At 63.9% G+C, this 26238-nt stretch carries 27 protein-coding genes; 18 read left to right on the forward strand and 9 right to left on the reverse strand.

Translation table 11 applies throughout. From position 1 onward, the window contains the following. Positions 1 to 71: 71 nt before the first annotated feature. Entirely contained in the window at positions 72 to 341 is a 270-nt protein-coding gene (locus tag ACED18_RS17460; protein WP_377294612.1) for a hypothetical protein, read from the reverse strand. Between the two features lie 136 nt (positions 342 to 477). Between ACED18_RS17460 and ACED18_RS17465 the strand changes: the two genes are divergently transcribed. Next, positions 478 to 768 (forward strand): hypothetical protein, encoded by a 291-nt coding sequence (locus ACED18_RS17465; RefSeq protein WP_377294614.1) that lies wholly within the window; start codon positions 478 to 480, stop codon positions 766 to 768. A gap of 83 nt (positions 769 to 851) precedes the next feature. On the opposite strand, the gene ACED18_RS17470 is transcribed toward ACED18_RS17465, so the two are convergent. The 4 genes from ACED18_RS17470 to ACED18_RS17485 form a co-directional block, all read right to left on the reverse strand. Next, a complete protein-coding gene (locus ACED18_RS17470) occupies positions 852 to 1679 on the reverse strand; it encodes an amidohydrolase family protein (protein WP_377294616.1) in 828 nt (275 codons plus the stop codon). A gap of 62 nt (positions 1680 to 1741) precedes the next feature. Further along, positions 1742 to 2170 carry an RbsD/FucU family protein gene (locus ACED18_RS17475; protein ID WP_377294618.1) on the reverse strand — a complete coding sequence of 143 codons (429 nt, stop codon included), beginning with the start codon at positions 2168 to 2170 and terminating at the stop codon, positions 1742 to 1744. A gap of 26 nt (positions 2171 to 2196) precedes the next feature. After that, positions 2197 to 3231 (reverse strand): aldo/keto reductase, encoded by a 1035-nt coding sequence (locus ACED18_RS17480; RefSeq protein ID WP_377294620.1) that lies wholly within the window; start codon positions 3229 to 3231, stop codon positions 2197 to 2199. Between the two features lie 56 nt (positions 3232 to 3287). Further along, positions 3288 to 4397, reverse strand: a complete 1110-nt coding sequence (locus ACED18_RS17485) for an iron-containing alcohol dehydrogenase (RefSeq protein WP_377294622.1) — start codon at positions 4395 to 4397, stop codon at positions 3288 to 3290. 197 nt (positions 4398 to 4594) lie between these two features. On the opposite strand from ACED18_RS17485, the gene ACED18_RS17490 reads away from it, so the two are divergent. From ACED18_RS17490 to ACED18_RS17555, 14 genes are all read left to right on the forward strand, one after another. Next, on the forward strand, positions 4595 to 5284 hold the full coding sequence (locus ACED18_RS17490; RefSeq protein ID WP_377294624.1) for a GntR family transcriptional regulator: 690 nt from the start codon (positions 4595 to 4597) through the stop codon (positions 5282 to 5284). Then, positions 5281 to 6849, forward strand: coding sequence for a UxaA family hydrolase (locus ACED18_RS17495; RefSeq protein ID WP_377294626.1), 1569 nt, complete (start codon positions 5281 to 5283; stop codon positions 6847 to 6849). The genes ACED18_RS17490 and ACED18_RS17495 overlap by 4 nt, the downstream gene beginning before the upstream one ends. A 140-nt stretch (positions 6850 to 6989) precedes the next feature. Then, on the forward strand, positions 6990 to 8528 hold the full coding sequence (locus ACED18_RS17500) for a GMC family oxidoreductase (protein ID WP_377294628.1): 1539 nt from the start codon (positions 6990 to 6992) through the stop codon (positions 8526 to 8528). Positions 8529 to 8571: 43 nt separating this feature from the next. Then, on the forward strand, positions 8572 to 9363 hold the full coding sequence (locus tag ACED18_RS17505) for an SDR family NAD(P)-dependent oxidoreductase (protein ID WP_377294630.1): 792 nt from the start codon (positions 8572 to 8574) through the stop codon (positions 9361 to 9363). Positions 9364 to 9650: 287 nt separating this feature from the next. Next, a complete protein-coding gene (locus ACED18_RS17510) occupies positions 9651 to 11141 on the forward strand; it encodes an extracellular solute-binding protein (RefSeq protein ID WP_377294633.1) in 1491 nt (496 codons plus the stop codon). 274 nt (positions 11142 to 11415) lie between these two features. Continuing rightward, positions 11416 to 12330 (forward strand): carbohydrate ABC transporter permease, encoded by a 915-nt coding sequence (locus tag ACED18_RS17515; protein WP_377294635.1) that lies wholly within the window; start codon positions 11416 to 11418, stop codon positions 12328 to 12330. 1 nt (position 12331) lies between these two features. Beyond that, complete coding sequence (locus ACED18_RS17520) at positions 12332 to 13165, forward strand: carbohydrate ABC transporter permease (protein ID WP_377294637.1); 834 nt, start codon at positions 12332 to 12334, stop codon at positions 13163 to 13165. Position 13166: 1 nt separating this feature from the next. Next, positions 13167 to 13502 (forward strand): hypothetical protein, encoded by a 336-nt coding sequence (locus tag ACED18_RS17525; protein ID WP_377294639.1) that lies wholly within the window; start codon positions 13167 to 13169, stop codon positions 13500 to 13502. Position 13503: 1 nt separating this feature from the next. Then, a complete protein-coding gene (locus ACED18_RS17530) occupies positions 13504 to 14580 on the forward strand; it encodes an ABC transporter ATP-binding protein (protein WP_377294641.1) in 1077 nt (358 codons plus the stop codon). A 10-nt stretch (positions 14581 to 14590) separates the two neighbouring features. After that, positions 14591 to 15676: an ABC transporter ATP-binding protein gene (locus tag ACED18_RS17535; protein WP_377294643.1), complete on the forward strand. Its 1086-nt coding sequence runs from the start codon at positions 14591 to 14593 to the stop codon at positions 15674 to 15676. 25 nt (positions 15677 to 15701) lie between these two features. Next, complete coding sequence (locus ACED18_RS17540) at positions 15702 to 16646, forward strand: carbohydrate kinase family protein (protein WP_377294645.1); 945 nt, start codon at positions 15702 to 15704, stop codon at positions 16644 to 16646. 85 nt (positions 16647 to 16731) lie between these two features. Next, positions 16732 to 17739 (forward strand): dihydroxyacetone kinase subunit DhaK, encoded by a 1008-nt coding sequence (locus ACED18_RS17545; protein ID WP_377294647.1) that lies wholly within the window; start codon positions 16732 to 16734, stop codon positions 17737 to 17739. Between the two features lie 10 nt (positions 17740 to 17749). After that, positions 17750 to 18385, forward strand: coding sequence for a dihydroxyacetone kinase subunit DhaL (gene dhaL / locus ACED18_RS17550; RefSeq protein ID WP_377294649.1), 636 nt, complete (start codon positions 17750 to 17752; stop codon positions 18383 to 18385). Between the two features lie 155 nt (positions 18386 to 18540). Next, the gene (locus ACED18_RS17555; RefSeq protein ID WP_377294651.1) at positions 18541 to 20607 is read left to right on the forward strand and encodes a bifunctional sugar-binding transcriptional regulator/dihydroxyacetone kinase subunit DhaK; all 2067 of its coding nucleotides are present in this window, start codon (positions 18541 to 18543) and stop codon (positions 20605 to 20607) included. Between the two features lie 81 nt (positions 20608 to 20688). On the opposite strand, the gene ACED18_RS17560 is transcribed toward ACED18_RS17555, so the two are convergent. Further along, on the reverse strand, positions 20689 to 21120 hold the full coding sequence (locus tag ACED18_RS17560; RefSeq protein WP_377294653.1) for an organic hydroperoxide resistance protein: 432 nt from the start codon (positions 21118 to 21120) through the stop codon (positions 20689 to 20691). Between the two features lie 186 nt (positions 21121 to 21306). On the opposite strand from ACED18_RS17560, the gene ACED18_RS17565 reads away from it, so the two are divergent. Next, complete coding sequence (locus ACED18_RS17565) at positions 21307 to 21732, forward strand: MarR family winged helix-turn-helix transcriptional regulator (protein ID WP_377294655.1); 426 nt, start codon at positions 21307 to 21309, stop codon at positions 21730 to 21732. Between the two features lie 173 nt (positions 21733 to 21905). Here the strand turns inward: ACED18_RS17565 and ACED18_RS17570 are convergent, their stop codons facing one another. From ACED18_RS17570 to ACED18_RS17580, 3 genes are all read right to left on the reverse strand, one after another. After that, on the reverse strand, positions 21906 to 23477 hold the full coding sequence (locus ACED18_RS17570; RefSeq protein ID WP_377294657.1) for a GMC family oxidoreductase: 1572 nt from the start codon (positions 23475 to 23477) through the stop codon (positions 21906 to 21908). Between the two features lie 92 nt (positions 23478 to 23569). Continuing rightward, a complete protein-coding gene (locus ACED18_RS17575) occupies positions 23570 to 24118 on the reverse strand; it encodes a gluconate 2-dehydrogenase subunit 3 family protein (protein WP_377294659.1) in 549 nt (182 codons plus the stop codon). 148 nt (positions 24119 to 24266) lie between these two features. Beyond that, positions 24267 to 24662, reverse strand: coding sequence for a VOC family protein (locus ACED18_RS17580; RefSeq protein WP_377294661.1), 396 nt, complete (start codon positions 24660 to 24662; stop codon positions 24267 to 24269). Positions 24663 to 24890: 228 nt separating this feature from the next. Between ACED18_RS17580 and ACED18_RS17585 the strand changes: the two genes are divergently transcribed. Together ACED18_RS17585 and ACED18_RS17590 are read left to right on the forward strand one after the other, a co-directional pair. After that, a complete protein-coding gene (locus ACED18_RS17585) occupies positions 24891 to 25205 on the forward strand; it encodes a ribbon-helix-helix domain-containing protein (protein WP_377294663.1) in 315 nt (104 codons plus the stop codon). A gap of 188 nt (positions 25206 to 25393) precedes the next feature. Next, the gene (locus ACED18_RS17590) at positions 25394 to 26125 is read left to right on the forward strand and encodes a GGDEF domain-containing protein (protein WP_377294665.1); all 732 of its coding nucleotides are present in this window, start codon (positions 25394 to 25396) and stop codon (positions 26123 to 26125) included. The last annotated feature ends 113 nt before the right edge of the window (positions 26126 to 26238 follow it).

Here is a 26238-nt window from a genome sequence, read left to right on the forward strand (position 1 = left end):
CCCCAGCCGATATGAAAAGCCCCGCCTCCGGAGGTCCGGAGACGGGGCTTTCGTACTTTGGGGATCAGGCCTCAGGGCTGTTCGCGCGTGCCGGGTGCGGCGTCGCGCTGGTCCTGGTCTTCCAGATCCGTCTTGACGAGGAACTGGTCGCCATCGGCGCGAAGCCGCGCAGCTTCGCGCATGGCGTCGTGGCGGGGCAGATCGTCGGGCGCCAGCTCATCGCCGCCCTCACCCTGTGCGCCGCGGGGCGTCGGGGGTACGGCCTTGCCAGCGTCATTGCCCGTGGCCGGGCGGCTGCGCAGGTCATCGCTGTCGGTATCGGGGATCATGGGACGGTCCATGGCGGGCTCCTTTGTTGCACTGCCGGGTTAACCCCCTGGCCCGAACGAAGGTTCCATACCCGAATTCAGGGCGCGGAACCGCAAGGCGCGAGCGGCGTTGTGAAGGCACACCCAACCATCAACGCGGAGCGACGAGATGACGCTGGATCAAAAAGCAGGGCATGGACTGACGGAACCCGCAATTGCGGCCGAACTCAATCGCATGCCACCCGAAGAGCGCCGCGACCGGGATCCTGAAGCCGCGCCCTTCGAAGTCTCCTCAGAAGAGCTCGACATGGAACGGGAGGCCGCAGAAGACCGGGTCAATCCGGGCCGGCACGAGGAGGATGCCTACGAGCGCAGCGACGAGGCACTTCCCGACGATGAGGAAGAGGCAATCATCGCGCGTGACCCCTCCCGCGAGGAAACACGCTTCGGCGAAATCTGAACGGCGCTAAGCTCACATTACCTCCCGATGCAAAACGCCTCCTGCGGACGCAGGAGGCGTTTTGCTGCCGGCATGAGGTGGGGTCAGGCCGGCAATTTGTAAAAGCGCACGGCATTCTTCTCGAAGATCTTCGCCAGATCGTCGGCAGCGAAGATTTCGCCAAGCAGCGACTTGGCGAGGTCCACCACCTGCTCGTGGGTCGCGGCCAGCGTGCATACCGGCCAGTCGGTGCCGAAAACCAGGCGGTCGGGGCCGAAGGAATCGGCGACATGGCGCACGAAGGGACGAATGCGGTCGATGGTCCAGTCAGGACCGGCTTCCGTGACGAGACCGGAAATCTTGCAGAGAATATTGGGCAGCGCGCCGATTGCCGACATATTCTCGGACCACTCGCCCATGTCGGGCTTCGTCATGTCGGGCTTGGAGATGTGATCGATGATGCCGCGCAGGCCCGGCGCAGAGGCAAGCGCGGCCCGGATCGCAGGCAGGTGGCGCGGGAAGGTCAGGATGTCGAAGGGGATGTCGCGACGCGCGACTTCCTTCAGCGCCGCGCGGAACGCGCCGTTGGAAATCATCGCGGGGTCATGCCCCTGCAGCATGGGCCTGAGGCCGATCCACTTCGGCTGCGCCTGATAATGGTCGAGCCGGTCGACGAATTTCTCCGCAAGCATGTCCAGCCAGCCGACGACGCCCGCGACGAAATCCGTCTCGCGCGCAAGCCGCAGACAGTAATCCGTCTCGGCTTCCGTTTCGGCGGCCTGCACGAGAATGGTCCGGTTGATGCCGGCATGACGCATAAGCGGCGCCAGATCGGTGGGCCCGAAGTCGCGAAACAGCGGGGTCAGATCCGGCGTCAGCCAGCCGTAATCGGTGCGTTCAACGGTCCAGAAATGCTGATGGGCGTCCAGCATCGTTTCTCCTCTCAAGGGTGATGACGGATGGAAGGCGACCGGTGCGACCGGCCGCCGCCCGGTCAGGCGCGGATGATGCCCTTCTTGAGGATGATGTTGGCATAGATCCGCCGCTCGCCCGTCGAAATGATGGCATAGGCCTCCTTGGCGCGGTCGTAGAAGGCAAAGCGATCGATGAGTTCGAGGCCAACGGGCTTGCCTTCCGCGTCGGCAGAAATCTTGTCGAACTCGTCGTAGATGGGCGCCCGGCCGTTGCCCTCCGGTACGCGCATCACGGCCGTCGGCATGTCAACGAATTCATCCAGCGGAAACAGCGACAGTACAGCTTCCTGGACCTGAGTCGCCGAAATGCCGGGCATCTGGATGAGGCGCTGGGCCAGTGCATCGGCCGGGAAATTGGCGTCGGCGATGACGATCTCGTCGCCATGGCCCATGTCGGCGAGAATGGCAAGCAGCGGTCCGGTGAGCAGCGGATTGATGGATTTCAGCATGGTTGTTTCCTCAGATAGGGTCTTGTTCAGGGTCTGACGGAGGCGAGCGCAGCATCGAGATCGCCCCAGATCGCATCGGGCAGCGGCGTGTCGAACCACTCGACGTTCTGGCGCAACTGGCTGGCTGTCTTGGCGCCAATGACGACAGCCGTCACGGCCGGATGGCGCATGGGAAAGCGGATGGCAGCGGCGGCGAGCGGGACGTCGTAGCGCTCGCAGACCTCGCGCAGCGCCTCGACCTTCGCGACCACCACCGGATCGGCATCGGCATAGTTGAACTTGCGGCGGCCGCCCTTCGGAGCGGCAAGGATACCGGAATTGTAGACGCCGCCGAGGGCGAGCGCCACGTTGCGCTTCTGCGCAAGCGGCAGGAAGGTATCGGCTGCATCCCGGTCGAGGAGCGAATAGCGCCCGGCCAGCATGCAGCAATCGAGATCGGTTTCCTCCAGCGCGTCGCGGATCGCTTCCCACTCGTTGACGCCGAGGCCGAAGCCCTTGATGTCGCCCGCAGCCTTCAGTTCCTGGAGAGCGCGGAAGCCGCCGCCCCTGGTCAATTGGCCCCAGTGGTGGTCGTGCAGGTCCGCATGGGTGACGCGGCCGATGTCATGGACGTAGAGGAGATCGATCTTGCGCATGCCAAGGCGCTGCTGGCTGTCATCATAGCTGCGCATGATGGCATCGTAGCTGTAATCGAAGACCTCGCGAAACGGCAGACCGTTCCACCAGCCGGGGTCCAGCGGGTTCTTGGGCGGCTCGGGCGGAAGCTGGCGTCCGGCGCGCTGGTTGGTCATCAGCCGCCCGACCTTGGTGGAGAGGGCAAACGACCCTTCATGGTCACGCAGAACCTGGCCGACCAGATGCTCGGCCCGGGTCAGACCATACATGGGCGCGGTGTCGAAGTAGCGGATGCCGGCATCCCAGGCCGCCTGGATGACCTCCACAGCCTGCGCGGTCGGGACATCGGCATAAAGGCCGCCGAGCGGCGCAGTTCCAAAGCCGAGCGCGGTAATCGTCAGACCCGTGGTGCCGATCGGGCGCGGCGTGGTCGAAGAGATGGTCATGGCAATGGTCGTCCTGTCACTGGCATCGAACGGCATCCTGCTGCAAATGCCCAACCTCAGGCGGAGCGGCGGAGAATGTCGAGATAGTCTTCCTGCGTCGCGAGGCGTGGATTCGTGGCGTGGCAATGATCCTTCAGCGCCGCATGCGACACCTCTTCCATCATGGCTTCGGTCACGCCCATCTCCTTGAGGCCGGAGGGCATGCCGATCCGGGCATTCAGCGCCGTGATCACGGCATCCGGCTCGCCACCCATGCGCGCCTTCAGCACGTCCCACTTGGCACCGATGGCCTGGCGGTTGAAACGCAGAACCTCAGGCATCAGCACCGCGTTCAGCGTGCCGTGATGCAGGTTCAGCGACCGGATTGCGCCGAGCGGATGCGTCAGCGCATGCACGGCGCCGAGACCCTTCTGGAACGCCATGGCGCCCTCGAGCGCGCAGATCATCATGTCACGACGCGCCACCTTGTGGCTGCCATCGGCCGTCGCCGTCTCGATGGCCGAAAGACCGCAATCAAGGCCATGGAGCGCGATCGCCTCGGCCGGCGGGTTGAAAGCCGGCGCCATGTAGGTTTCGAGGCAGTGCGAGATGGCATCCATGCCGGTCGCCGCCGTCAGCTTCGGCGGCAGGCCATAGGTCAGTTCGGGATCGCACAGCGCGATCGTCGGCAGATTGAACGGGGAGAGAAGCCCGAGCTTGCGACCATCCGCCGTGATGATGACGGCGGCGCGGCCGACTTCGGACCCCGTGCCGGAGGTGGTCGGCACCGCAATCAGCGGGCAGATGCGGTTGTGGATGAGCTTCACGCCACCATTGACCGCAGCATATTGGCCGAGCGGCGCGGGGTGACCGGTCAGGATGCGAACGGCCTTGGCAAGATCGAGCGAGGAGCCGCCACCAATGCCGACGATCCCGTCACAGGCGCCGCCTTCATAAGCAGCATAGGCCTCGAGAACGGCTTCTTCCGTCGGATTGGCCGGTGTGCCATCATAGACAACGGCATCAGGAACGAGGGACAGAATGCGGGCGACAAGTCCGGTGGCAACGAGACCACGGTCCGTGGCAATCAGCGGGCGCTTGATGCCGAGCTCGGCGAGGAAGACGGGAAGCTTCTGGATTTCGCCCTCGCCAAACTCGATGCGGGTGAGATAGTTGATCGTGCTCACCGTGGCGCTCCGGGTCCGGTATGCGTTCTGCTCGAAACCATGTCTGACATCTCCTGCGTGGACCGAGACCAACTGATCGTGCCGGTCGCTCAATGCGCTGCACCCTGCAACCAATATATCAGTTTGTCAATCGACCCTTTCGTGTCCTTGCCATTTCGCGACTTATGTGCGAATTTCATCGCGGAAAGGGTGTGGACATGGACGAGAAGCCAACACAAAAGGCGCAACAGATATATGAGAAGCTTCGTCGCTCGATCATGATGCTGGAGATGGCTCCGGGATCGGCGATCGTCGAGAAGGAGATTTGCGCTGCCACCGGCATGTCGCGTACGCCGGTACGGGAAGCCGTGCAGAAGCTCGCCGACGAGGGCCTTGTCAACGTGATCCCGCATTCCGGCACCTATGTGAGCCGTATCTCCGTCAAGACCGCCGAGGAAGGCTTCATCATCCGCCGCGCCCTTGAAGTCGAAAGCGTGCGCCGGGCCGCCGAAATCGACAATCCCGCAAGCTCGGCCGAACTCGACGCGATCATTGCGCATATGGATGCGATCGTGGCCCGCAAGGCGCACACAACCTATATCGACACCGACGATGCGCTGCACAGCGCCATTGCGCGGCGCTCCGGCATCAGCCGGATCTGGAAATTCATCTCGATGGCCAAGGTCGACCTGGACCGCATGCGCCAGCTTTCCTCGCCGATCCCCGGCCATCTGGAAAGCGTGACGGAGCAGCATCGCCAGATCGTCGAGGCGATCAAGCGTGGCAAGCCGGACCAGGCCGAACTTGCCATGCGCATTCATCTTGAGACCTCCTTCGAGGTCATGGCGGGGCTGATTGCCCGAGGGGAAGGCATCTTCCTCGAGGAGACGGAGAAAGTGACATCATGAGTGCAGACGCAACGACCGCCCCCTCGCCCGCGGCCACCCCGGCGATTTCGCCGATCATCCTGCTCAATCCGGCCGACAATGTTGCCGTCGCCCGCTCGGCCATTCGCCCCGGTGAAACGAGCGCAATCGATGGCGTCAATCCGCTGCGGATGATCCCGCGCGGCCACAAGATTGCCCTGAAATCGATCGCCAAAGGCGATGCCGTGATGAAATACGGCCAGATCATCGGCTTTGCTACGCAGGACATTCCGGCAGGCGACCATGTTCATGTGCACAATCTGACCGTCGGCGAGTTCGGCCGCGACTACGCTTTCTGCGTCGATGCGAAGCCCGTCAACCTGCTGGCGCCGGAAGAGCGCGCCACCTTCATGGGGTACAAGCGCCCGGATGGCCGCGTCGGCACGCGCAATTTCATTGTCGTGATCTCCTCCGTCAACTGCTCCGCCTCGGTGTCGCGCGCCGTCTGCGCGCATTTTTCCGCGCCCGGCGTGATGGATCGCTATCCAGGCGTGGATGGCGTCATCGCGCTCACCCACGGCGGCGGCTGCGCGCTCAACACGAAAGGCGAGGGTTACGATTACCTGACCCGCACGATCGCGGGCTATGCCACGCACCCGAATGTCGGCGGCGTTCTGATGATCGGGCTTGGCTGCGAGACCAACCAGATCCCAGCGCTTCTGGAGCGCGAGGGGCTGGCGGAAAGCGACCGGCTGCACACCTTGACCATCCAGGCGACCGGCGGCACGCGCAAGACGATCGCCGCAGGGATCGAAGCGGTCGAGAAGATGATGCCGATCGTCGGCAAGGCCGAGCGCACGAAGCAGGACGCCTCCGGCATTGTGGTCGCGCTCGAATGCGGCGGCTCGGACGGCTATTCCGGCATTTCCGCCAATCCTGCGCTCGGGCATGCGGCCGACCTCATCGTGCGGCATGGCGGCACCGTGGTGCTGTCGGAGACGCCGGAGATCTACGGCGCCGAACACCTGCTCACGCGCCGCGCCGCCCGGCCGGAGGTCGCGCAGAAACTGCTCGACCGCATCGACTGGTGGCGCGACTACACCACCCGCAACAATGCCGAGATGGACAACAATCCGTCCCACGGCAACAAGGCAGGCGGCCTCACGACCATCCTTGAAAAATCGCTCGGTGCCGTTGCCAAGGGCGGCAACACGACGCTGGAGGCGGTCTACGAATATTCCGAGAAGGTAACGGCCAAGGGCCTCGTCTTCATGGATACCCCCGGCTACGATCCGGTCGCCGTGACCGGCCAGGTGGCAGGCGGCTGCAACATCATCTGTTTCACCACGGGGCGCGGGTCGGTGTCGGGCTTCAAGCCGGCGCCGTCGCTGAAGCTTGCCACCAATTCGGAAATGTTCCGCCACATGGAAGAGGACATGGACCTCGATTGCGGCACCGTGGTCACGGGCAGCGAGACCATCGAGGAACTGGGCGAGCGGATTTTTGCCCGCATTCTGGAAACCGCCTCAGGGCGCCAGACGGTGAGCGAGGAACTCGGCTACGGCGACAATGAATTCGTGCCGTGGCAGGTCGGCGCGGTGATGTGACCCCGCAGCCGGGAAGGCCGCACATTCGATGACAAGGGCGCCGTCATTCGGCGCTGTGGAGTGAGGATCGACCGAGAAGACCTGCCGGCCCGCGCGGATTGTCCGCCTGTGGCTGCCGGTCACCGGGAGGAGGAAAGACGATGCAGGAAATCGACAGGCAATATGATGTGGTGATCGTCGGCGCGGGCGTCGGCGGAGGCGCAATGGCGAACCGGCTTGCCGAGACGGGAGCGCGCATCCTGATGATCGAACGCGGCAACTATCTGCCGCGCGAGGCCGACAACTGGTCGGTGAAGGCGGTCTTCCACGACAAGAAGTACACGACACGCGAAACATGGCGTGACCGGTCTGGCAAGGAGTTCAACCCCTCGACCTACTACTACGTCGGCGGCAATTCGAAGTTTTTCGGCGCAGCCACCGTACGCTTCCGCACCCAGGATTTCGAGGAACTGCAACATGAGGATGGCGTGGCGCCGGCCTGGCCGGTTTCCTACGCCGATTTCGCGCCCTACTATGATGTTGCCGAGCGGCTGATGGGCACCCATGGCACGGCCGGCATGGATCCGATCGAGCCGCCGCGCTCCGGCCCCATGCCCCACCCTGCCATCGGCCACGAGCCGGAAATCGAGGCGATTGCCGAGAAGCTCAGGAAGAAGGGCCTGCGCCCCTTCCCCCTTCCCATCGCCATTGACCGGCACGATGGCGGCGCCTGCATCCGCTGTGCGACCTGCGACGGTTTTGCCTGCAAGCTGGGCGCCAAGAACGATTCCGAGGTCCGCCTCGTCGGCCCCGCACTGAAGACCGGCCGCGTCGATCTCGTGCTCGATACCAAGGTGGAGCGCCTGTTGACCGATGCCTCCGGCAAGCGCGTGGTGGCGATCGAGGTCACGCAGGGCGGCCAGAAGCGCACCATCGAGGGGGATCTCTTCATCTCCTCGGCCGGCGCAATCAACTCCACCGCGCTGCTGCTGCGCTCGGCCAACGACAAGCACAAGCGCGGGCTTGGCAACAATTCGTCCGACCAGCTCGGCCGCAACTACATGGCCCACAACAACACGGCCATGATGGCCATCAACCCGCTGCGCAAGAACAATGTGAAGTTCCAGAAATCGCTCTGCATCAACGATTTCTACCTGGCCAACGCGGTGAAGCCCTATCCGATGGGCAACGTACAGGGCCTGGGCAAGCTGCAGGGCGGGATGCTGACGGCCAATCTCAAATGGGCGCCGCGCTTCCTGATGGACTGGTTCACCACCCGCTCCGTGGACTGGTGGATCATGTCGGAAGACCTGCCGGATCCGAACAACAGGGTAACTCTCGACAATGACGGCAAGATCCGCGTCAGCTACACGCCCAACAACCTGAAGTCCCACGGCGATCTCGTCACCCACTGGGGAAATCTGATGCGCTCGATCGGCTATCCGCTGATCATCACGCAGAAGATGGATATCACGGTTGCCATGCACCAGTGCGGTACGGCACGCTTCGGCAAGGATCCCGCCACCTCGGTTCTGGATACGAACTGTCGCGTCTGGGACGTCGACAATCTCTACGTGGTCGACGCGTCCTTCCTGCCGAGCTCGACCGGCTTCAACCCGTCACTCACCATCGTCGCCCAGGCGGTGCGCACCGCCGAACATCTCGTCAAGGACGTCCTGAAGGCGAAGACGGCGGCCTGACGGGCTGCCGGATAGAAACATTAAAATCAGCGGGGAGGAAACCATGGCTGAAACCACAAAGAAAAACCGGTTCGACCTGACCGGGCGCGTTGCGATCGTCACGGGAGCTGCACGCGGCATCGGCAAGGCGCTGGCGATCGGGCTGGCGGAAGAAGGCGCTGCCGTCGTCGTCAACTACGCGCAGGCCGCCGATCGCGCCGCCGAAGTGGTAGGAGAGATCGAGGCACTCGGCGGTCGTGCCATCGCCATCCAGGCGGATGTCTCGAAAGAAGACGACGTCGCACGCCTGACGGCGGAAACAATCGCGGCGTTCGGCCAGATCGACATTCTCGTCAACAATGCCGGCATCATCTATCCCGGCAACGCCGAGGACTACCCGCTCGACAGCTGGCGCAAGACCATGGCGACCAATCTCGACGGCGTCTTCCTGATGTCGCGCGATGTCGGCCGTCACATGATCAGCCGCCGCACCGGCTCGATCATCACCATCGGCTCGATGTCCGGCCGCATCGTCAACTGGCCCTTCCGCCATGCCGCCTACAACGTCTCCAAGGCCGGCGTCCACATGCTGACCAAGGCGCTCGCCACCGAATGGGCCGAGCACAACATCCGCGTCAACGCGATCGCACCGGGCTATATCCGCACCGAACTTACCGACCAGGTCTCGAAGGAACACCCCGACGTCGTCAACCAGTACTGGGAAAAGGGCGCCGTCCAGGGCCGCATCGGCACCGTGGACGAATTGATCGGCGCCACCGTCTACCTCGCCTCGGATGCATCGAGCTTCACGACGGGCGAGATCATTACGATCGATGGTGGCTTGACGTTGCGATGACGCGCAGCCCCATCAACCTCGGCTAAAGCCGGTCGCCTCCTTAAGCTGTCATATCCCTCGCGCAGACGTCAGCGCGAGGGCGCTTCCTATGGGGAGACCGTGCATTCCTCCCGCACCGCAACCTCATAACGCACTGCAAAACAAGAATTCTTTGGCACTCCCCACCTTCGACTTGACAAAATACGGATCATCATCAACAAATGTCAAAGTGACCGGTTGAGGAACCGCGAAGGTCACACATCGCCGCCGCGGGAGGAGCCGTGGGCGGTTTTTTGGAGGAGATCCCAATGACTGCAGATTCCGGTGGAAAGACCGGCACGCGCTTTGTCGTGCCGCGCAGAACCATTCTGAAGGGCGCGGCGGTGGCCGGCCTGACGGGCGCGTTCTCTGCCCCCTTCATCAATCGCCTGAAGGCGCAGGAGAGCCACCCGCTCGCCGGCAAGAAGATCGACATGAACATCCTCGGCATTGCCGGCTGGCTGCCGTCTTCGCTGGGCGTGAAGATGTCGCCGCTGTTTGCCGACTACGTGAAGGAGAAGTACGGCTACGACGTCACCTTCGGCTTCGCAGAAGCGCCGTTCGCCGACCTCTTCCAGAAGGCCGCCACCTCGCTCGCCACCAAGAGCCAGGAATACAACATCATCATTTCGGACAGCCAGTGGCTGGGCGCGCTCGCCAAGCCGGGCTGGATCCTGAAGCTCAACGACATCATTGCCAAGAACAAGAACCTGCAGCTCGACTGGTACTCCGACACCGTCGTCAACACCTACATGAAGTATCCCGACGGCAGCGAGGACATCTGGGGCCTGCCGCAGGAAGGCGATACCAAGGCACTCTACGTACGCAAGGACCTCGTCGAGGATCCCAAGGAACAGGAAGCCTTCAAGGCCAAGTACGGCATCAAGCTGCCCTCGACCTTCGAGGAATATGAAGAGCTCGACGCCGAGACCTACGAGAAGATCATGGAGTTCTTCACGCGTCCGGACCAGGGCCTCTGGGGTGCGGCCTGGCAGTACAGCCGCGTCTATGACTTCTGCACCTGCCCGCTGCTGTCGATCATGTGGAGCCGCGGCGGCGACATCTGGGATCCGAAGACCGGCCAGGTCGAGGGCATCCTCAACACCGACGCCAATGCCCAGGCCATGGAACTCTACAAGTCCTGGCTGAAATACATGCCGCCGGGCGCGACGAACTTCGGCATTGCCGAGGAAATCGACGTGTGGACGCAGGGCAAGGTCGCGACCTGCCTGCAGTGGGCCGCCGTCGGCCTCGCCATGATCACGCCGGAGAACAAGGACAAGGTTCTCGTCGTGCCGCCGCCGAAGTTCGGCAAGGGCGCGGAAGCAAAGCGCGTCTACTGCATGGGCGGCCAGCCCTGGGTGATCAACGCCTTCAATGACGATGCCAAGATGCGCGTCGCCATCGACTTCATGAACTGGTGGTATCTGCCGGAAACCACGCTGGAATTTGCCAAGCGCGGCGGCAACCCGACCGACAAGGCGACGCTTTCCAGCCCGGATTTCGACAAGATCAATCCGTGGAACCGCGCCTACAAGTTCATGCTGGAAACGGGCCGCTCGCGCGACTTCTGGCACCACCCGCGCTACTCGGAAATGCTGGCGGTCCAGCAGGAGGGCTTCACCTCCTACATGACCGGCACCACGGCCTCGGCCAAGCAGGCGCTCGACTACATCGCCTGCCAGCAGCAGCAGATCCTCTACGACGACGGCACGGCGGCAACCGCCCCGTCCGACGCCTGCGGCTCGACCAGCCTCTAAGGGGCTGCCGCATGCGAAGCGCCGTCGCCCGGAAAGGGCGGCGGGCTTTTGAAAGGGTCTCTCCCGGCGGCGGTTCGCCAATCCCATTGCGGGCCGCCGCCACCCCCACAGGCTCAATGACGGCAAAGCGGTTTACCCGTCCGGCGAGGACGGAACGATGCGCTGCGCCCTCGCCTCGCCGGACCGATCGGCTTGCCGCAGGCCCGGACAGATTTGACCGCATCGTCCGGCCGGGGCCATCCCGGATCCGCGATGCCAAGACGGATGGAAGACAATGGCGTCATCACCCGGCCAGTCCGCCTTCAAGGACAATCGTCGCGTCATCATTTTCGCGCTTCTGGCGCCGGTGCTCGCCTTCTTCATCGTGTTCAACACGATCCCGACGCTGTGGCTGCTGGGCCTGTCCTTCCACAAGTTCTCGCTTCTGAACGGCATGCCGCCGGAATTCTTCGGCTTCCGGAACTTCCAGGACATCTTCCGCAACCGCAACGGCATCTGGGGCGATCTCGGCCGCACCTTCACCTTTGTCGGCGTCGGCGTGCTGGTCCAGACCACGCTCGGCATCCTGCTCGGCTTCCTGTTCTGGGGCTCCAAGGACATGCCGGGCCGGCGCCTGGCGCTGACGCTGCTTTTCACACCGATGGTGCTGACGCCGGTTGCTACCGGCACCTTCTTCCGCTTCATCTACGACCCGACCTTCGGCGTGCTGAATGCGCTCGTCGGCTGGATGTCGCCGACCGGGACGATCGATTTCCTCGGCAATCCGCAGATCGCCTTCTGGGCGGTGCTCGCCGTCGATTGCTGGATGTGGACGCCCTTCATGACGCTGATGACGCTGGCGGCGCTGGGCTCCGTGCCGAAGGCAGAGCTGGAGGCGGCCGAGATCGATCGCCTCTCCTGGCCGAAGCGCGTCTCACTCGTCATCTGGCACCACGGCAAATTCATCCTGATGCTCGGCATCCTGCTTCGCACCATCGACAGCTTCAAGACGCTCGACCTCATCATTCCCATGACCAAGGGCGGCCCCGGCCAGACCACGCGCCTCGTCGCCGTCGAGCTCAACAAGCAGAGCTTCGAGAGCTTCAACATGGGCTGGTCGTCCGCCTATTCGGTACTGCTGCTCCTCATCTCGATCGCGATGACCTCCATGTTCATCTTCATCCTCAACCGTCGCCGGAAAGGACGCTGACATGTCCGAGACCCTTCGCGCCCGCCTCTATCACGTCGTGCTGTGGATCGTGTCGCTGATCTTCTTCTCGCCGGTCGCCTGGATCATCCTGTCGTCCTTCAAGACACGCGAGGACATTCTCGCCACGCCGCCGAAGCTCGTCTTCACGCCGACGCTTGCCAATTATGCGGATCTTTTCGCCACCAACACGTCGTTCCTGCTGCAGCTCGCCAATTCGGTGATCCTGTCGGTGACGGCCGTGGTCATCGCCGTCTTCGTGTCCTTCCTCGCCGCCTTCTGCTTCTCGCGCTTCAAGCCGAAGGGCACGGACTTCCTGATGTTCCTGCTGCTCTCGATCCGCATGCTGCCCGGCCCCGCTGTCATCCTGCCGGTCTACCTCATGTATGTGGCCTTCGGCTGGAAGGACAATCATCTGGCGATGATCCTCTTCTATGCGATGTTCTCGATCCCCTTCTCGGTGTGGATCCTGAAGGGTTTCCTCGACGGCGTCTCGACGCGCTTCGACGAGACCGGCCGAGTCAATGGCGGCTCGTGGCTGCACATCATCTTCCGCGTGGTGCTGCCGCAGGTGAAGCCGGGGCTGATCGCCGCCTTCATCTTCAACATCATCTTCGTGTGGAACGAATTCCTGTTCAATTTCATCATCGGGGGCGTATCGACCCAGAACATCCCCTATGCGCTCGCCGTCGGCGCCTATTCGGACGGGGGTCTCAACTGGACTTTCATCTCGGCGCTGACCTCGATCTACATCCTGCCGCCCGTGCTCTTCATCTACTTCTTCCAGAAGTATCTGCTGGTCGGCATGACCTTCGGCACCGTACGCGGGGAGGTGTAACATGGCATCCCAAGACAACGGCACGTCGCCGCAGACCGACGCCCTCGAAGAGATCGCGGCAAAGCCCGGCTTCATCGACAGGCTGGAAAGCATCCTGATGGCGCTCATCCTGATCGGCATCGTGCTGGTCGCCCAGCAATGGTCGGTCGCGGTCTACCGGGTGGGGCTGTCGATCCTCGTCACCGCCACGCTGGTGCAGATCGCGGTCGGAAACGTGCCGCGCGATCTCTCGGTCGCCCGCAGCCTGCTGCGCATCGTCATCCTGCTCGGCGTGGTCGCGCTGATGTTCGGCATCGGCATCCTGCTCGCCCCCATTTTCGCACAGATTGGACGCTGACATGCATGCGGTGGAATTTCTCTCCGTCAGCAAGGCCTTTCGCGGCAAGACCGCGCTGGACCAGGTGACGCTTTCGGTGGGCGAAGGCTCGTTTACCGTCGTCTGCGGCCCGCCGAAGGCCGGCAAGTCCGTGCTCTTCCGCCTGCTGGTCGGCCTCGAACAGGCCGATGGCGGCCAGATCCTGCTCGCGGGACGCGACATCACGCACGCGCCGCCGTCCGAGCGCAACATCGGCTATGTGCCGCAGAGCTTCGCGCTCTACCCGCATATGAGCGTCTACGACAACATTGCCTACCCGCTGAACCTCTCCGGCGCGCCGCGCGAGGAGATCGCCCGCAAGGTGGATGCGACGGCCGGCATGCTGTCGATCACTCACCTCATGAAAAAGACGCCGGACCAGCTCTCCGGCGGCGAGAAGCAGCGCGTGGCGGTCGCCCGCGGCCTGATGAAGGACGCCAAGGTCTTCGTGCTCGACGATCCCCTCGTCGGCCTCGACTACAAGCTGCGCGAGCGGCTGATGGACGAGCTGAAGCAGCTCTGCGAACAATTGAAGACCACCTTCCTCTACGCCACCTCGGATTCGCTCGAAGCCCTGACGCTCGCCCAGTCCATCGTCGTGCTGGAGAAGGGCCGGATCGTGGAACATGCGCCGGCCATCGATCTCTATCTTCAGCCGCAGCATGTGCGCAGCCTCGATATCGTCGGCTTCCCGCGCGCCAACATCGTCGATGTTTCCACCCGCAGCGGCACGGTGAGCGTCGCGGGCTTTTCCTTCCGCCTGCCGGCCGGCATCGCGGCGCCGGCCGTCACGCTCGGCATCCGGCCGGAACATATCAGCGTCGGCACGCCCGGCGGGCGCACGGGCCGCGTGGCGATCGTGGAGCATCTGGGCTCGGAAATCGTGCTCTATGCCGATGTCGAGGGCACGCAGCTGACCTCGGCCTATCCGGCGTCCAACGTCACCGCGCCGCCCATCGACAGCCCCGTCACCGTCAGCGTTCGGCCCGAGGACGTGATGGTCTTCGACCGCGACACCGGCCGTTTCCTCGGCCGCTGCACGCCCGCGACGGAGGCTTAAGGAGAGGACCATGGCCAGCATTGTCATCGAAAACCTGACCAAGACCTTCGGCACCTTCACCGCGATCAAGCAAATGAACGCGACCTTTGCCGATGGCCAGGTCACCTGCCTGCTCGGCCCCTCCGGCTGCGGCAAGACCACGCTGATGCGCATGATCGTCGGGCTGGAAAAGCCGACATCCGGCCGCATCCTCTTCGATAATAGGGACATGGGCCATTTGCCGCCGCGCAAGCGCAATGTCGGCATGGTGTTCCAGTACCCGGTCATGTACCAGACGCTGTCGGTCGAGGAAAATCTCGCGCTGCCGCTGGAGCAGGATAAGTCGCTGTCATCAGCCGAGCGGGCCCGCCGCATCGACGAGGTGCTCGACGTTCTCGACATGCGCGACAAGCGCCGCCTCTTCATCGGCGATCTCGACGCCGGCAGCCGCCAAAAGGTGGCGGTGGGCCGCGCCGTGGCGCGCCGCTCCGACATCGTGCTCTTCGACGAGCCGACGACCAACGTGGAGGTGCATGCGAAACTCCTCCTCATCCGCGCCTTCAAGCTCGTCACCCAACGCCTGCGCCAGACCATCGTCTACGTCACCCATGACCAGACGGAAGCCATGACGCTGGCCGATAATGTGGCGCTGATGAAGGATGGCAAGATCCTGCAATATGATACCCCGGCGGCGCTCTACGAAACGCCGGCCACGGAATTCGCAGGCTGGTTCCTCGGCAATCCCGGCATGAACTTCCCGCCGGCCGAACTGTCGGGCGCCACCGTGAAGACGCCGCTCTCCTCGCTCCCGCTGACGGCCGGCGCATCCAACATGCCGAAGGGCGAGTACCGCATCGGCGTGCGTCCCGAGCATGTGGATGTGCTGGTTGCTCCCCGCCCCGGCAGCGTGCCGGCCGTGGTGCGCGACATGAACGTGACGATCGCCGGCCGCTTCATCGTCACGCTCGATGTCGGGGGTGCGACGGTCAAGGCGAAGACCAATGGAAGGCCGCCCGTCGCCGTCGGCGCGCCCGCCCATATCGGCATCGACCCTGCCCATGTCAGCCTCTATCGCGACGGTGTGCGCGTGGCTGACGTGACCGGCCATGCTGCGTGAAAGAGGCCGCGTGAAGGAGAAGACCATGCATGATGTGTCCGTGATCGGGCTTTACATTCTCGACGTGCTGGGACGTCCGGTGGATGCCATTCCGCCGGGTGGCCGGGTGGATTTCATCGAGGAAATCCGCCTGACGGTCGCCGGCACTGCCGGCGGCACGGTGGTCGATATCGCCAAGATGGGGCTGAACTGCCTCGCCGTCGGCGCTGTTGGCGACGACGAGAAGGCCGACTTCATGCTCTCGACCATGCAGAAGTTCGGCATCGACACATCAGGCATGCAGCGTCTTGCCGGCGTGCCATCCTCGGCCACCATCCTCAACATCCGCCGCAACGGCGAGCGCCCGGCGCTGCACCAGCGTGGCGCCTCGGACCATTTCGACGTGCCGGAAAGCGCGCTCGATACGGTGCTGGCCCCGCCGATCATCCATCTCGGCGGCACGGGTCTCTTGAAGAAGCTCGACGGCGAGCCGAGCCGCAGATTGCTCGCCGAAGCCAAGAAGCGCGGCCGCACCGTGACCTTCGATCTGATCGCCGCGACCGCCGAGACGATCACGCTGGTCGAGCCGCTGCTGCCCTACATCGACTACTTCATGCCTTCGATCGAGGAAGCCTGCGCCATGTCCGGCCAGACGACCGTCGAGGACGCCGCCCGCTTCTTCCTCGACAAGGGCGTAAACGCCTGCGTCTTCACGCTTGGTGCGGACGGTGCCTTCTATGCCGACCAGGCCGGCAACCGGCTGACGAAGCCGGCCTACGTGATCGATGTCGTGGATACGACCGGCTGCGGCGACAGCTTCGATGCCGGCTATATCGTGGCACTGCATCACGGCATGGATCTCGAAACGCGGCTGTCCTTCGCGCAGGCGTCCGCCGCGCTGGTGGCGACCGGGCTTGGCTCGGATGCCGGCATCCGCTCGTTCGACCAGGTCATGGACTTCATGAAGACGCAGCCGGTAAAGGCCGGCTGATAAAGACTTATTCAGTTTGACCGCCGGCAGCCCCCGACCCACAATCTACGGGCGAACCGGCGACAGCACGGAAGGGAGGGTCCCGATGCAGACCAAGAAGATCATCAATGATGGCGCGAAGGCCGTCGATGAAATGGTGGACGGCATTCTCGCCGCCCACGGCGATATCCTGACCTATGTCGAGGACAATCCGCGCGCCGTCGTGGCAAAGAACGGACCGCGCCAGGGCAAGGTCGGCATCGTCGTCGGCGGCGGTTCGGGCCACGAGCCGACCTTCGTCGGCTTCGTCGGCAAGGGGCTGGCCGATGCCTGCGCGGTCGGCAATGTCTTCGCCTCCCCGCCGCCGGACCCGATCATGTCCTGCACGCGCGCCGTCGATGGCGGTGCGGGCGTGCTCTACCTCTACGGCAACTATGCCGGCGACGTCATGAACTTCGACATGGCGTCCGAAATGATGGCGCTCGACGACATCCATGTGCGCACGGTGCTGACCACCGACGACGTGGCCTCCGCCCCGCGCGACCAGCGCGAGAAGCGCCGGGGCGTTGCCGGCAACTTCTTCGTCTTCAAGCTGACGGGCGCTGCCGCCGACAAGATGATGTCGATCGACGAATGCGAGCGCATTGCCCGCAAGACCAATGACCGCACCTTCACGGTCGGCGTCGCCACCTCCGCCTGCTCGCTGCCGCAGACGCGCAAGTGGAATTTCGAGATGGGCGAGGACGAGATGGAGGTCGGCATGGGCATCCATGGCGAGCCCGGCATCGTGCGCGAAAAGCTCGGCACGGCCGACGAGATCGTCGACAACATCATGGACCGCATCTTCGCCGAACTGGAAGCCAAGGCCGGCGACAAGGTGGCCGTGCTCGTCAATTCGCTCGGCTCCACGCCGCTGATGGAACTCTACATCATCAACCGCCGCGTCAGCCAGCGCCTGGCCGAAAAGGGCATTAAGACCCACAAGACCTGGGTCGGCACATATTGCTCGTCGCTCGAAATGGCCGGCGCCTCGATCACCGTCCTGCATCTCGATGACGAACTGACCGAGATGCTCGATCATCCCTGCGACTGCGCGATGTTCCAGGTGAAGTGAGGAAACGGCGATGCAACTGACCGCAAAAGACTTCACCGCCATGTTCCGCCAGATCGCCACGCGCATCGAGGGCGAGCGCAATCATCTGTGCGAACTGGATGGCCATATCGGCGATGCCGACCACGGCATTGCTATGGAGCAGGGCTTCGGGGCCATCGTGAAAGCGCTCGACACCTCCGAGCCGGCAACGCCGACCGATGTGTTCAACACGGCGGCGAAATCCTTCCTCAACGCCGTCGGCGCCTCCTCCGGCCCGCTCTATGCCACCGCCTTCCTCAGGGCAGGCGCAGCGTTCAAGGGCAAGGAGACGGTGGAGATCGATGAGGCACCCTCCGTCATCGAGGCCATGGCGCGCGGTGTTGCCGAACGCGGCAAGGCGGAGCTTGGCGACAAGACCATGATCGACGCCTGGAAGCCAGCAGCGATTGCCATCGAACAGGCGCGCGCGGCCGGCAAGCCGCTTGCCGATGTGCTGGCAGCGGCCCGCAAGGCGGCCGAGGATGGCGCCGAAGCCACCAAGACGATGGTCGCGAGCAAGGGCCGCTCCTCGCGGCTCGGCGAGCGCTCGCTCGGCCACATGGACCCGGGCGCGGCCTCGGCAGCGATCATCGTTGCGGAAATCTGTGACTTCCTGTCGAGCTTATAAAGGATGAGGCGGACGACCCTTCCGCCCGCCTGCGTTTGACCACATAGGTAAAATGGTGCGGTGCACGCGGATCTTCCTTCGCGCGCAGGGGCGACGTCGTGCCTGCCGCGTCTCGTATGGAGGCGTGGCAGCGCTTGCAGCAGGTGGGTGGCAGAATGGCAAGGGAAAAGCCGGCCGACAGCGGCGCAAGCGCCGTCATGGACATTCCGCTTCGCTTCGGGGCGGACCCTTACGTCTGGGCCTGCTGGCTCTATTACGAGGAAGGGCTGACCCAGGGTGACATCGCCAGTACCATGGGCATTTCCCGCGCCACGGTGAATGCCTACCTCGCCGATGCCCGTGAACGCGGTATCATCCAGATCACGCTCGACCCCGCCCGCCTTGCCTCGCTTCACCTCGCGCAGGAACTGAAGCGCCATTTCGGCCTGCACGACTGCATCGTCGCCCCGACACGCGATGACGGGGAGGCGCTGATCGACCGGTTGGGCGCCGTCGGTGCGCAGGTCCTGGAAAAGCTGATCCGCTCGGGTGATCGCCTCGCCGTCGTCTGGGGCCGCACGACGCTGGCGGTCGGCGAGCGACTGAAACTGAGCGGCCTGCAGGACGTGACCGTGCTGCAGGCGACGGGCGGAACCGGATCCTCACTGAATTCCACCCCGCAGCAATGCGCGTGGACCTTCGCCGAGGCCGTCGGCGGGCGCTGCGAGAACATTCTTGCGCCCATCGTTGTCTCCTCGCCGGCCGTCAGGCGGATGCTGGAGGACGAAACCCTGCTGCGCACGCAACTGGAACGTCTTTCAACCGCCAACAAGATCATCTTCTCGATCGCATCGCTCAGGCCCAACTCCACCGTCCACCAGAGCGGCCTCCTGGACGAGCCCGGAACGCTCCAGCACTACCTCTCCAACAAGGCGGTCGGAACGCTCACCGGCCACTTCATCGACGAGCGCGGCCGGCGCGTGGCGGGTCCGCTCGACGACCGCGTCATCGGCATGGGCTTCGAGCAGATGAAGGCGATCCCGACCCGGATCGGCGTTGCCGGCGGCACGGACAAGGTGCCGGCCATTCTCGCGGCGCTCCGCGGCCAGCTGATTTCCGTGCTGGTGACGGATGCGGTGACCGCGCGCGGTATCCTGCGGGCCGACGGCGTCGGCGACATCGACGCCCGGCTGTCGCCCCGCCCGCGCGCCGAGCCGGTCGCCTTCACCCAGCGCGACAAGGTCAAGAAGTTCATCAACGACCCGCAGGATGTGATCGAGGAGATGATGGCGGGCGCCGTCGCCGCCTACCGCTCCCACATGACGCCCCTGCCCGGCTATCCGCGCGCCCTTGTGGCAAAGGACGGACCACGCAACGGCAAGGTCGGCATCGTCATCGGCGGCGGCTCCGGGCATGAGCCCTGTTTCTTCGGCTATGTCGGCAAGGGGCTGGCAGATGCGGTCGCGGTCGGCAACGTCTTCTCATCGCCGCCCCCCGATCCGATCTTCGAATGCGTCAAGGCGGTCGATCGCGGCGCGGGCGTGCTCTTCGTCTACGGCAACTATCATGGCGACGTGATGAACTTCGACATGGCCGCCGAAATAGCCACCGAGGCCGGCATTCCCGTCCGCACGGTCATCACCACCGATGACATCGCCTCCGCCAACCGCGAGGATCGCGAGGGACGGCGCGGCGTGGCCGGCAACGTCTTCGCCTTCAAGATCGCCGGAGCCGCGGCCGATCGCGGCCTCGATCTGGAAGCCTGCGCGGCCGTCACGCGGCGCTGCAACGACCGCACCTTCACGCTCGGCGTGGCGCTCGAACCCTGCTCCCTGCCGCAGACACGGCGCTACAATTTCGAGATCGGCGCGGAAGAGATGGAAATCGGCATCGGCATTCACGGGGAACCCGGCGTGCTGCGCGAGGCCCTGACATCCGCCGACGAGATCGTCGACATGGTCATGGACAAGATCTTCGTCGAAATGCGGCCCAAGGCCGGCGACCGTGTCGCCGTGCTCGTGAATTCCTTCGGCTCGACACCGATGATGGAGCTCTTCATTCTCTATCGCCGCATCGAGGAACGGCTTTCCGCCAAATCCGTGACGATCGCCGCCAACTGGATCGGCCACTACTGCACCTCGATCGACATGGCCGGCGCCTCGATCTCGGTCCTGCATCTGGATGCGGAGCTGGAGGATCTGCTCGCCCACCCCTGCGACGGGCCGGCGCTCCGGGTGGGTTGATTGTTCTCGCCGACATAAGAAAACACCGGCCGGCTCCAAAAAGCCGACCGGTGCACATGCGTGGAATAAGAGACCGATGCCTCAGCCGCGGGTCGTGGTTTCCACGTCGACGCTGGCCTTGATGGCGTTGGAATAGGGGCAGATGTCGTGGGTGACCTCGACGAGCTTCTTTGCCTCGTCTTCCGGCATGCCCGGCAGGTAGACGTCGAGCGCGGCGGTGATGCCGAAGCCGCCTTCCGAGCGCGGGCCGATGCCGATGGTCGCCGTCACGGTCGTGCCGTCCGGAACCTTGGTCTTCAACTGCTGGGCGCCGACGCGCATGGCGCCGAGGAAGCAGGCGGAATAGCCGAGCGCGAAGAGCTTTTCGGGGTTGGCGCCGTCACCGCCCGGGCCACCGAGTTCCTTCGGCACGACGAGGTCGAGTGAGAGCGTGCCATCGGCAAGAGAGGTCTTGCCGTCACGGCCGCCGCCGTTTGCCGTCGCGGAGGTCTTATATTTTGCATCAACTGACATAGGTCTTCTCCTTGTGGTGCTCTCGGATGTCCGGATCGGGGGCGAGACAGATCTTCACCCCAAATTCATTGTTCAAAATTTTGTTGTACGCAACATAATGCGAGACAGCACGGACGTCAATGGCTTGCAATCATATTTTGCGCAATCTATCATGACGGCATGACGACATCCGACGAAATCGACGCCTTGCCGCTGGAGGACATGCTGTGTTTTGCCGTTTACAAGGCAGAGCAGGCTTTCGGTCGCGTCTACCGTCAGGTACTTGAGCCGCTGGGACTCACCTACCCGCAGTTTCTGGTGATGCGTCTGCTGTGGCGCGAAGGAAGTCTGCAGGTTACGCAGATCACCGATCGCCTCGGCCTTGATACCGGAACGGTGACGCCGCTTCTGAAGCGCCTGACCGCAATGGGACTGGTGAAAAAGACACGGCGCGAAGACGACGAACGGCGCGTCGACATCTCTCTGACAGCGGCCGGCAAGGCCCTGAAGGCGCAGTCCGAGGAGGTGATGCGCTGCATCGGCGAGGCCATCGGCATGCCCGAGCCTGAAGCACGGGCGACACTCGACACGGTGCGCCGCCTGACCGGAAACCTCAAGGCTGCGGCCGGCTGACCCGCTGCAACGCGCTTCGACGAAAGCGCGCCACCCACTTCTGAGATACACGGCCCAGCAAAAAGCTGGCCGGCTCCCGCCGGCCAGAAGTGGCCGCTGCGACAGCTTGACGTGTGCAGCAGCGCGGTCTCCGACCGCCGGTGGGACGGTCGGGGAGGATTGGGATCTCCGGCTCAGATGCTGCCGGCCGACATTTCCTTGGCGATGTATTCGGCCTGCCGAATGGCCAGCGACACGATCGTCAGCGTCGGGTTTTCAGCGCCACCCGTCGTGAACTGGCTGCCGTCGGAGACGAACAGGTTCTTGATGTCGTGGGTCTGGCCCCATTTGTTGACGACACCGTCCCTGGCCTTCTCGCTCATGCGGTTGGTGCCGAGGTTGTGGGTGGACGGATAGGGCGGCGTCGGGAAGCTGCGGATGGCGCCGACCGCCGAATAGAGCGCCTGGCCCTGCTTGTAGGCATGGTTGCGCATCGCCTCGTCATTGGCGTGGTCGGTGAACCAGACATCCGGGATCGGCATCCCGTACTGGTCCTTCAGCTCCTTGTGCAGCTTCACGGCGTTCTGTTCCTGCGGCATGTCCTCGCCGACGATCCACAGGCCCGCCATGTTGGCGTAGTTGTCGAGCGCGGAGGTAAACGAACGGCCCCAGCCGCCCGGATCGAGGAAGGCCGCCATGAAGGGCAGGCCGAGCGAGAGCGTTTCCAGCTCATAGCCGCCGACGAAGCCGCGCGAGGGATCGTGCCGCGCCTCGTCCCGGATGACGCCGGCCATGGTCGTGCCGCGATACATGTGCACCGGCTTTTCGAACACGGCATAGACCGAGCCGGTCGTGTGGCGCATGTAGTTCTTGCCGACCTGGCCCGACGAATTCGCCAGCCCGTCCGGGAACATGGACGAGGCGGAATTCAGGAGCAGGCGCGGGCTTTCGATGGAGTTGCCGGCCACCGCCACGATGCGGGCCTTCTGCTCATGGATCTTTCCGTCCTTGTCGGCATAGACGACGCCCGTCACCTTGCCGCTCTTGTCATGCTCGATCTTGATGACATGCGACTGCGGCCGGACTTCCAGCTTGCCGGTCGCCTCCCCCTTCGGGATTTCGGTGTAGAGCGTCGACCATTTGGCGCCCCACTTGCAGCCCTGGAAGCAGAAGCCGGTCTGCTGGCAGCCCATGCGGCCGTCGCGGTCGGCGGAGTTGATGGCCATGTGGCCGGTGTTGCACTCCTTGTAGCCGAGCTTGGCGGCACCGGCGGAGAAGACCTTGAAGTTGTTGTTGCCCGGCAGGCCCTCGATGCCGTTGGTGCGCGTGACACCCATCTTGTCTTCGGCGCGGGCATAGTAGGGCTCGAGATCGGCGAGCGTGATCGGCCAGTCGAGCAGATTGGCGCCTTCGAGCTTGCCATAGTGGGTCAGGGTCTTGAACTCGTGCTCCTGGAAGCGCAGCGAGGCGCCGGCCCAGTGCGTGGTCGTGCCGCCCACGGCCTTGACGATCCAGGCCGGAAGGTTCGGGAAATCCTTCGAAACCCGCCAGCCGCCGCCGGTGGTGCGGTGATCGAGCCAAGCGAGCTGGGCGAAGCTGTCCCACTCGTCGTTGATGAAATCCTCGTGCTCGATGCGCTTGCCGGATTCGAGCACGACGACGTCGATGCCCTTCTGCGCGAGTTCGTTGCCGAGCGTGCCGCCGCCCGCGCCCGAACCGATGATGACGACGACGCTGTCGTCCTTGAGATCATAGGGAGCTGCCATGTTTTCCTCCGAATGGGTCGCTCGTTGCCGTGACTGTGCCTGCCGGGCGCGGCCTCCTCGCCGCCGCCCGTGGTCGTGCGGTCAAGCCGCCGTCACAGCCATTCGATGTCGTTGAAGCCGCGTTCGATGTATCCGCCCTTGGAATAGCTCTCGCCTTCGTAACCGAAGATCGGCCAGATCTCTTTCTGGTTGTAGAGCGAGACCACGAGATCGCCGCGCACCGCCTGGAAGAAGGGCGTCTTTTCGATCTCGCGCAGATGGGCGACACGCCCGTCTTCCCAGCCGATGCCGCGATAGCCGCCGGCGCCGGCCCGCTTGTCGAGATCGGCGATACCGTCTTCGATCAGCGTCTTGTGGGCGGCGTCCTTGGCCGCGCGCGCATCCTGGCCCTTGACGGCGATCGCGTAGAAGCGGTCGGCCAGGTTGTCATGCGGGTAGATGTCTCGGGCGAGCTGGATCAGTGTTGCCATGGTATCCGGCTTCAGCGTGGTGGATTCCAGCGCCCAGGCATTGGCGGGACAGAGCACGCCCTTCGCCGTCACGACCAGTGCCGCGCCGATCGTGCCGCGCTTCAGAAGCTCGCGGCGCGAAAGACCGGCCTTGCCCTCATGAGCATGCTTTCCCTGATGTATGGTGACCATCGTCGTCTCTCCTCCTTGATGGCGTGGTCGGCGATGCCGGGGACCAAGCGGCCCGGCATGCCGTCATGGCGCCGCTCCTCAACAGCGCCTTCGTCCGTCGTCGTCACCCGCCCCGCGACCTCCCGTCACGGGACGAACGGTCTTGCGGTCACTGGAAGCGGCCGTGCCGCTGCAGGACCTCGATCTTGTATCCGTCCGGATCGGTCATGAAGAAAAAGCGGGCCAGCAGGCCGCCATCGCGATTGAACTCGACGATCTTGCCGACGGTCAGGCCAAGGGCGCTGACGCGGGCGTGTTCGGCATCGAGATCATCCACCGAGACCGCGAAATGGCCGTAGCCGTCGCCGAGATTGTAGGGGTCGGTACGGCCCTTGTTGATCGTCAGCTCCAGCTCGAACGGGCTGTCGGCATTGCTCATGTAAACGAGCGTGAAGGTTTCGAAGTCCAGCCGGTCGGCCACCGCCAGGCCGAACGCCTTCTCGTAGAAATCGACCGACCGTGCCTCGTCGAGCACGCGGATCATGCTGTGAATTGCCTTTGCCAAGAATGCTCCTCCGTTACCGTTGCAGGTTCGAATATGCCCGCATGGGAGGAAATGTGAGGCGGATTCGGGCGATGCTGGTAGCAGCCCGTTACCGCAGCCAAAAATTTCTCAGTAACCGCCCATCCGCCATGGCTAATTTTCCGTAGGCCTCCGACGAAGGGACGATTTGACCAATGGCAAGGATCGCCCCATACTTTTCTCAATAAGAAAAACGGAGGAGCATCTGCCATGTGTGAAGTCTTCGCGGGCCAGGACCCGCATCGCTATCGCCCCGTCAACCGCTCGGTCCGGATCGGAGGCCACTCGACTAGCATCCAGCTCGAATCGGCCTTCTGGGCCCTGATCGACGAAATGTCGGCGGCCCAGGGACTTTCGACGTCGCGCTTTCTGTCGCTGCTGCATGACGAAGCGCTGGAGATCAACGGGAGCGTCTCGAACTTCGCCTCGTTGCTGCGGACCAGCTGCCTGATTTATCTCGCCAATCGTGCCGTGACCCCGGAGACCTCCGCTGAGACGCGCTATGATATGGTGGCAGCGGAATAGCGCCAACACCCGGCCCCGCCGCCCGTGATCCGGCGGCGAGTGCCTGCCGCTCGATCATCGGCTGCCCGGTGACGGTTGACATCCGCCACCGGGGGTGAGACGTGGCGGTCATGCCATCCGGACAGATGAACAGGACACTGATGCTTCGCGTCGACGGTCGCCGACCTGTCGTCCGCTGGATGCTTGGCATGGGACGGGCCAGACTGACCATCTGCCTGACGCTGTTGTCGGTCGCAATATCGAACACCATCGCCTTTGCGGTCTGCCGCCTGTTTTTTCCCGACATGGCTTTCGGGCCGGCCTGGTACATGACGGCGACACTTGTCCCGATGTTGGCCGCACCGTTCTCCTTCTTCGTCATCATCACCCTGCTGTGGGAAATCGAGACGAAGAACCAGATCCTGCGCCGCCTCATCCACCTCGACGACCTGACGGCGACCTTCAACCGGCGCCATTTCCGCGAAGAAACCGAACGGCTCGCCAACGGGCTCGTCGGCCGGGGCGACTGTGTGTCGCTCATCCTGCTCGACATCGACTTCTTCAAGAAAATCAACGATCAACACGGCCATGCCGGCGGTGACGCAACCCTGGTTGAGATCGCGCGGCGCTGCCAGCGGGCGGTGCGGCGCGACGATATCGTCACGCGGTTCGGCGGCGAGGAATTCGTAATCCTGTTGCCGCGGACGGATACGGAAACAGCCGGGCAGATCGCCGAGCGGGTCCGTGCGGCGATCTGCGAGACGCCGATCGTCCATGACGGCGGAACGATCACCGCCACCGCAAGTCTCGGCATTGCCTGCTCCAGCGAGATCGATGGCAGCGCCAGCGTCGAGACCTTGCTGCGGATCGCAGATACCCGCCTCTACCGCGCCAAGGCCGGCGGCCGCAACCGCGTGGTGGCAGCCGAAGAAGCCGCCTGATTTTCAATGTGTTGCTGGCACTTGCGGCGTCGGCCATGAAAATGCTGTCACGACGCACAAAATTCGGGACGCTGGCAATCCGTTGCCTTTGACGGTGCGTAGGGCATCTGCAT

It is taken from the genome of Rhizobium sp. SG2393, assembly GCF_042610495.1.
Lineage (GTDB): Bacteria > Pseudomonadota > Alphaproteobacteria > Rhizobiales > Rhizobiaceae > RU20A.

Excerpts from the sequence above, each read along its gene's own strand:
- ACED18_RS17560 (WP_377294653.1), bottom strand. The coding sequence starts at position 21,120 with ATGTCAGTTGATGCAAAATATAAGACCTCCGCGACGGCAAACGGCGGC.
- ACED18_RS17500 (WP_377294628.1), top strand. The coding sequence starts at position 6,990 with ATGCAGGAAATCGACAGGCAATATGATGTGGTGATCGTCGGCGCGGGC.
- ACED18_RS17505 (WP_377294630.1), top strand. The coding sequence starts at position 8,572 with ATGGCTGAAACCACAAAGAAAAACCGGTTCGACCTGACCGGGCGCGTT.
- ACED18_RS17475 (WP_377294618.1), bottom strand. The coding sequence starts at position 2,170 with ATGCTGAAATCCATCAATCCGCTGCTCACCGGACCGCTGCTTGCCATT.
- ACED18_RS17570 (WP_377294657.1), bottom strand. The coding sequence starts at position 23,477 with ATGGCAGCTCCCTATGATCTCAAGGACGACAGCGTCGTCGTCATCATC.
- ACED18_RS17545 (WP_377294647.1), top strand. The coding sequence starts at position 16,732 with ATGCAGACCAAGAAGATCATCAATGATGGCGCGAAGGCCGTCGATGAA.
- ACED18_RS17480 (WP_377294620.1), bottom strand. The coding sequence starts at position 3,231 with ATGACCATCTCTTCGACCACGCCGCGCCCGATCGGCACCACGGGTCTG.
- ACED18_RS17510 (WP_377294633.1), top strand. The coding sequence starts at position 9,651 with ATGACTGCAGATTCCGGTGGAAAGACCGGCACGCGCTTTGTCGTGCCG.
- ACED18_RS17535 (WP_377294643.1), top strand. The coding sequence starts at position 14,591 with ATGGCCAGCATTGTCATCGAAAACCTGACCAAGACCTTCGGCACCTTC.
- ACED18_RS17495 (WP_377294626.1), top strand. The coding sequence starts at position 5,281 with ATGAGTGCAGACGCAACGACCGCCCCCTCGCCCGCGGCCACCCCGGCG.
- ACED18_RS17490 (WP_377294624.1), top strand. The coding sequence starts at position 4,595 with ATGGACGAGAAGCCAACACAAAAGGCGCAACAGATATATGAGAAGCTT.
- ACED18_RS17585 (WP_377294663.1), top strand. The coding sequence starts at position 24,891 with ATGTGTGAAGTCTTCGCGGGCCAGGACCCGCATCGCTATCGCCCCGTC.
- ACED18_RS17590 (WP_377294665.1), top strand. The coding sequence starts at position 25,394 with ATGGGACGGGCCAGACTGACCATCTGCCTGACGCTGTTGTCGGTCGCA.
- ACED18_RS17530 (WP_377294641.1), top strand. The coding sequence starts at position 13,504 with ATGCATGCGGTGGAATTTCTCTCCGTCAGCAAGGCCTTTCGCGGCAAG.
- ACED18_RS17540 (WP_377294645.1), top strand. The coding sequence starts at position 15,702 with ATGCATGATGTGTCCGTGATCGGGCTTTACATTCTCGACGTGCTGGGA.
- ACED18_RS17555 (WP_377294651.1), top strand. The coding sequence starts at position 18,541 with ATGGCAAGGGAAAAGCCGGCCGACAGCGGCGCAAGCGCCGTCATGGAC.
- ACED18_RS17460 (WP_377294612.1), bottom strand. The coding sequence starts at position 341 with ATGGACCGTCCCATGATCCCCGATACCGACAGCGATGACCTGCGCAGC.
- ACED18_RS17515 (WP_377294635.1), top strand. The coding sequence starts at position 11,416 with ATGGCGTCATCACCCGGCCAGTCCGCCTTCAAGGACAATCGTCGCGTC.
- ACED18_RS17575 (WP_377294659.1), bottom strand. The coding sequence starts at position 24,118 with ATGGTCACCATACATCAGGGAAAGCATGCTCATGAGGGCAAGGCCGGT.
- ACED18_RS17520 (WP_377294637.1), top strand. The coding sequence starts at position 12,332 with ATGTCCGAGACCCTTCGCGCCCGCCTCTATCACGTCGTGCTGTGGATC.
- ACED18_RS17465 (WP_377294614.1), top strand. The coding sequence starts at position 478 with ATGACGCTGGATCAAAAAGCAGGGCATGGACTGACGGAACCCGCAATT.
- ACED18_RS17525 (WP_377294639.1), top strand. The coding sequence starts at position 13,167 with ATGGCATCCCAAGACAACGGCACGTCGCCGCAGACCGACGCCCTCGAA.
- ACED18_RS17470 (WP_377294616.1), bottom strand. The coding sequence starts at position 1,679 with ATGCTGGACGCCCATCAGCATTTCTGGACCGTTGAACGCACCGATTAC.
- dhaL (WP_377294649.1), top strand. The coding sequence starts at position 17,750 with ATGCAACTGACCGCAAAAGACTTCACCGCCATGTTCCGCCAGATCGCC.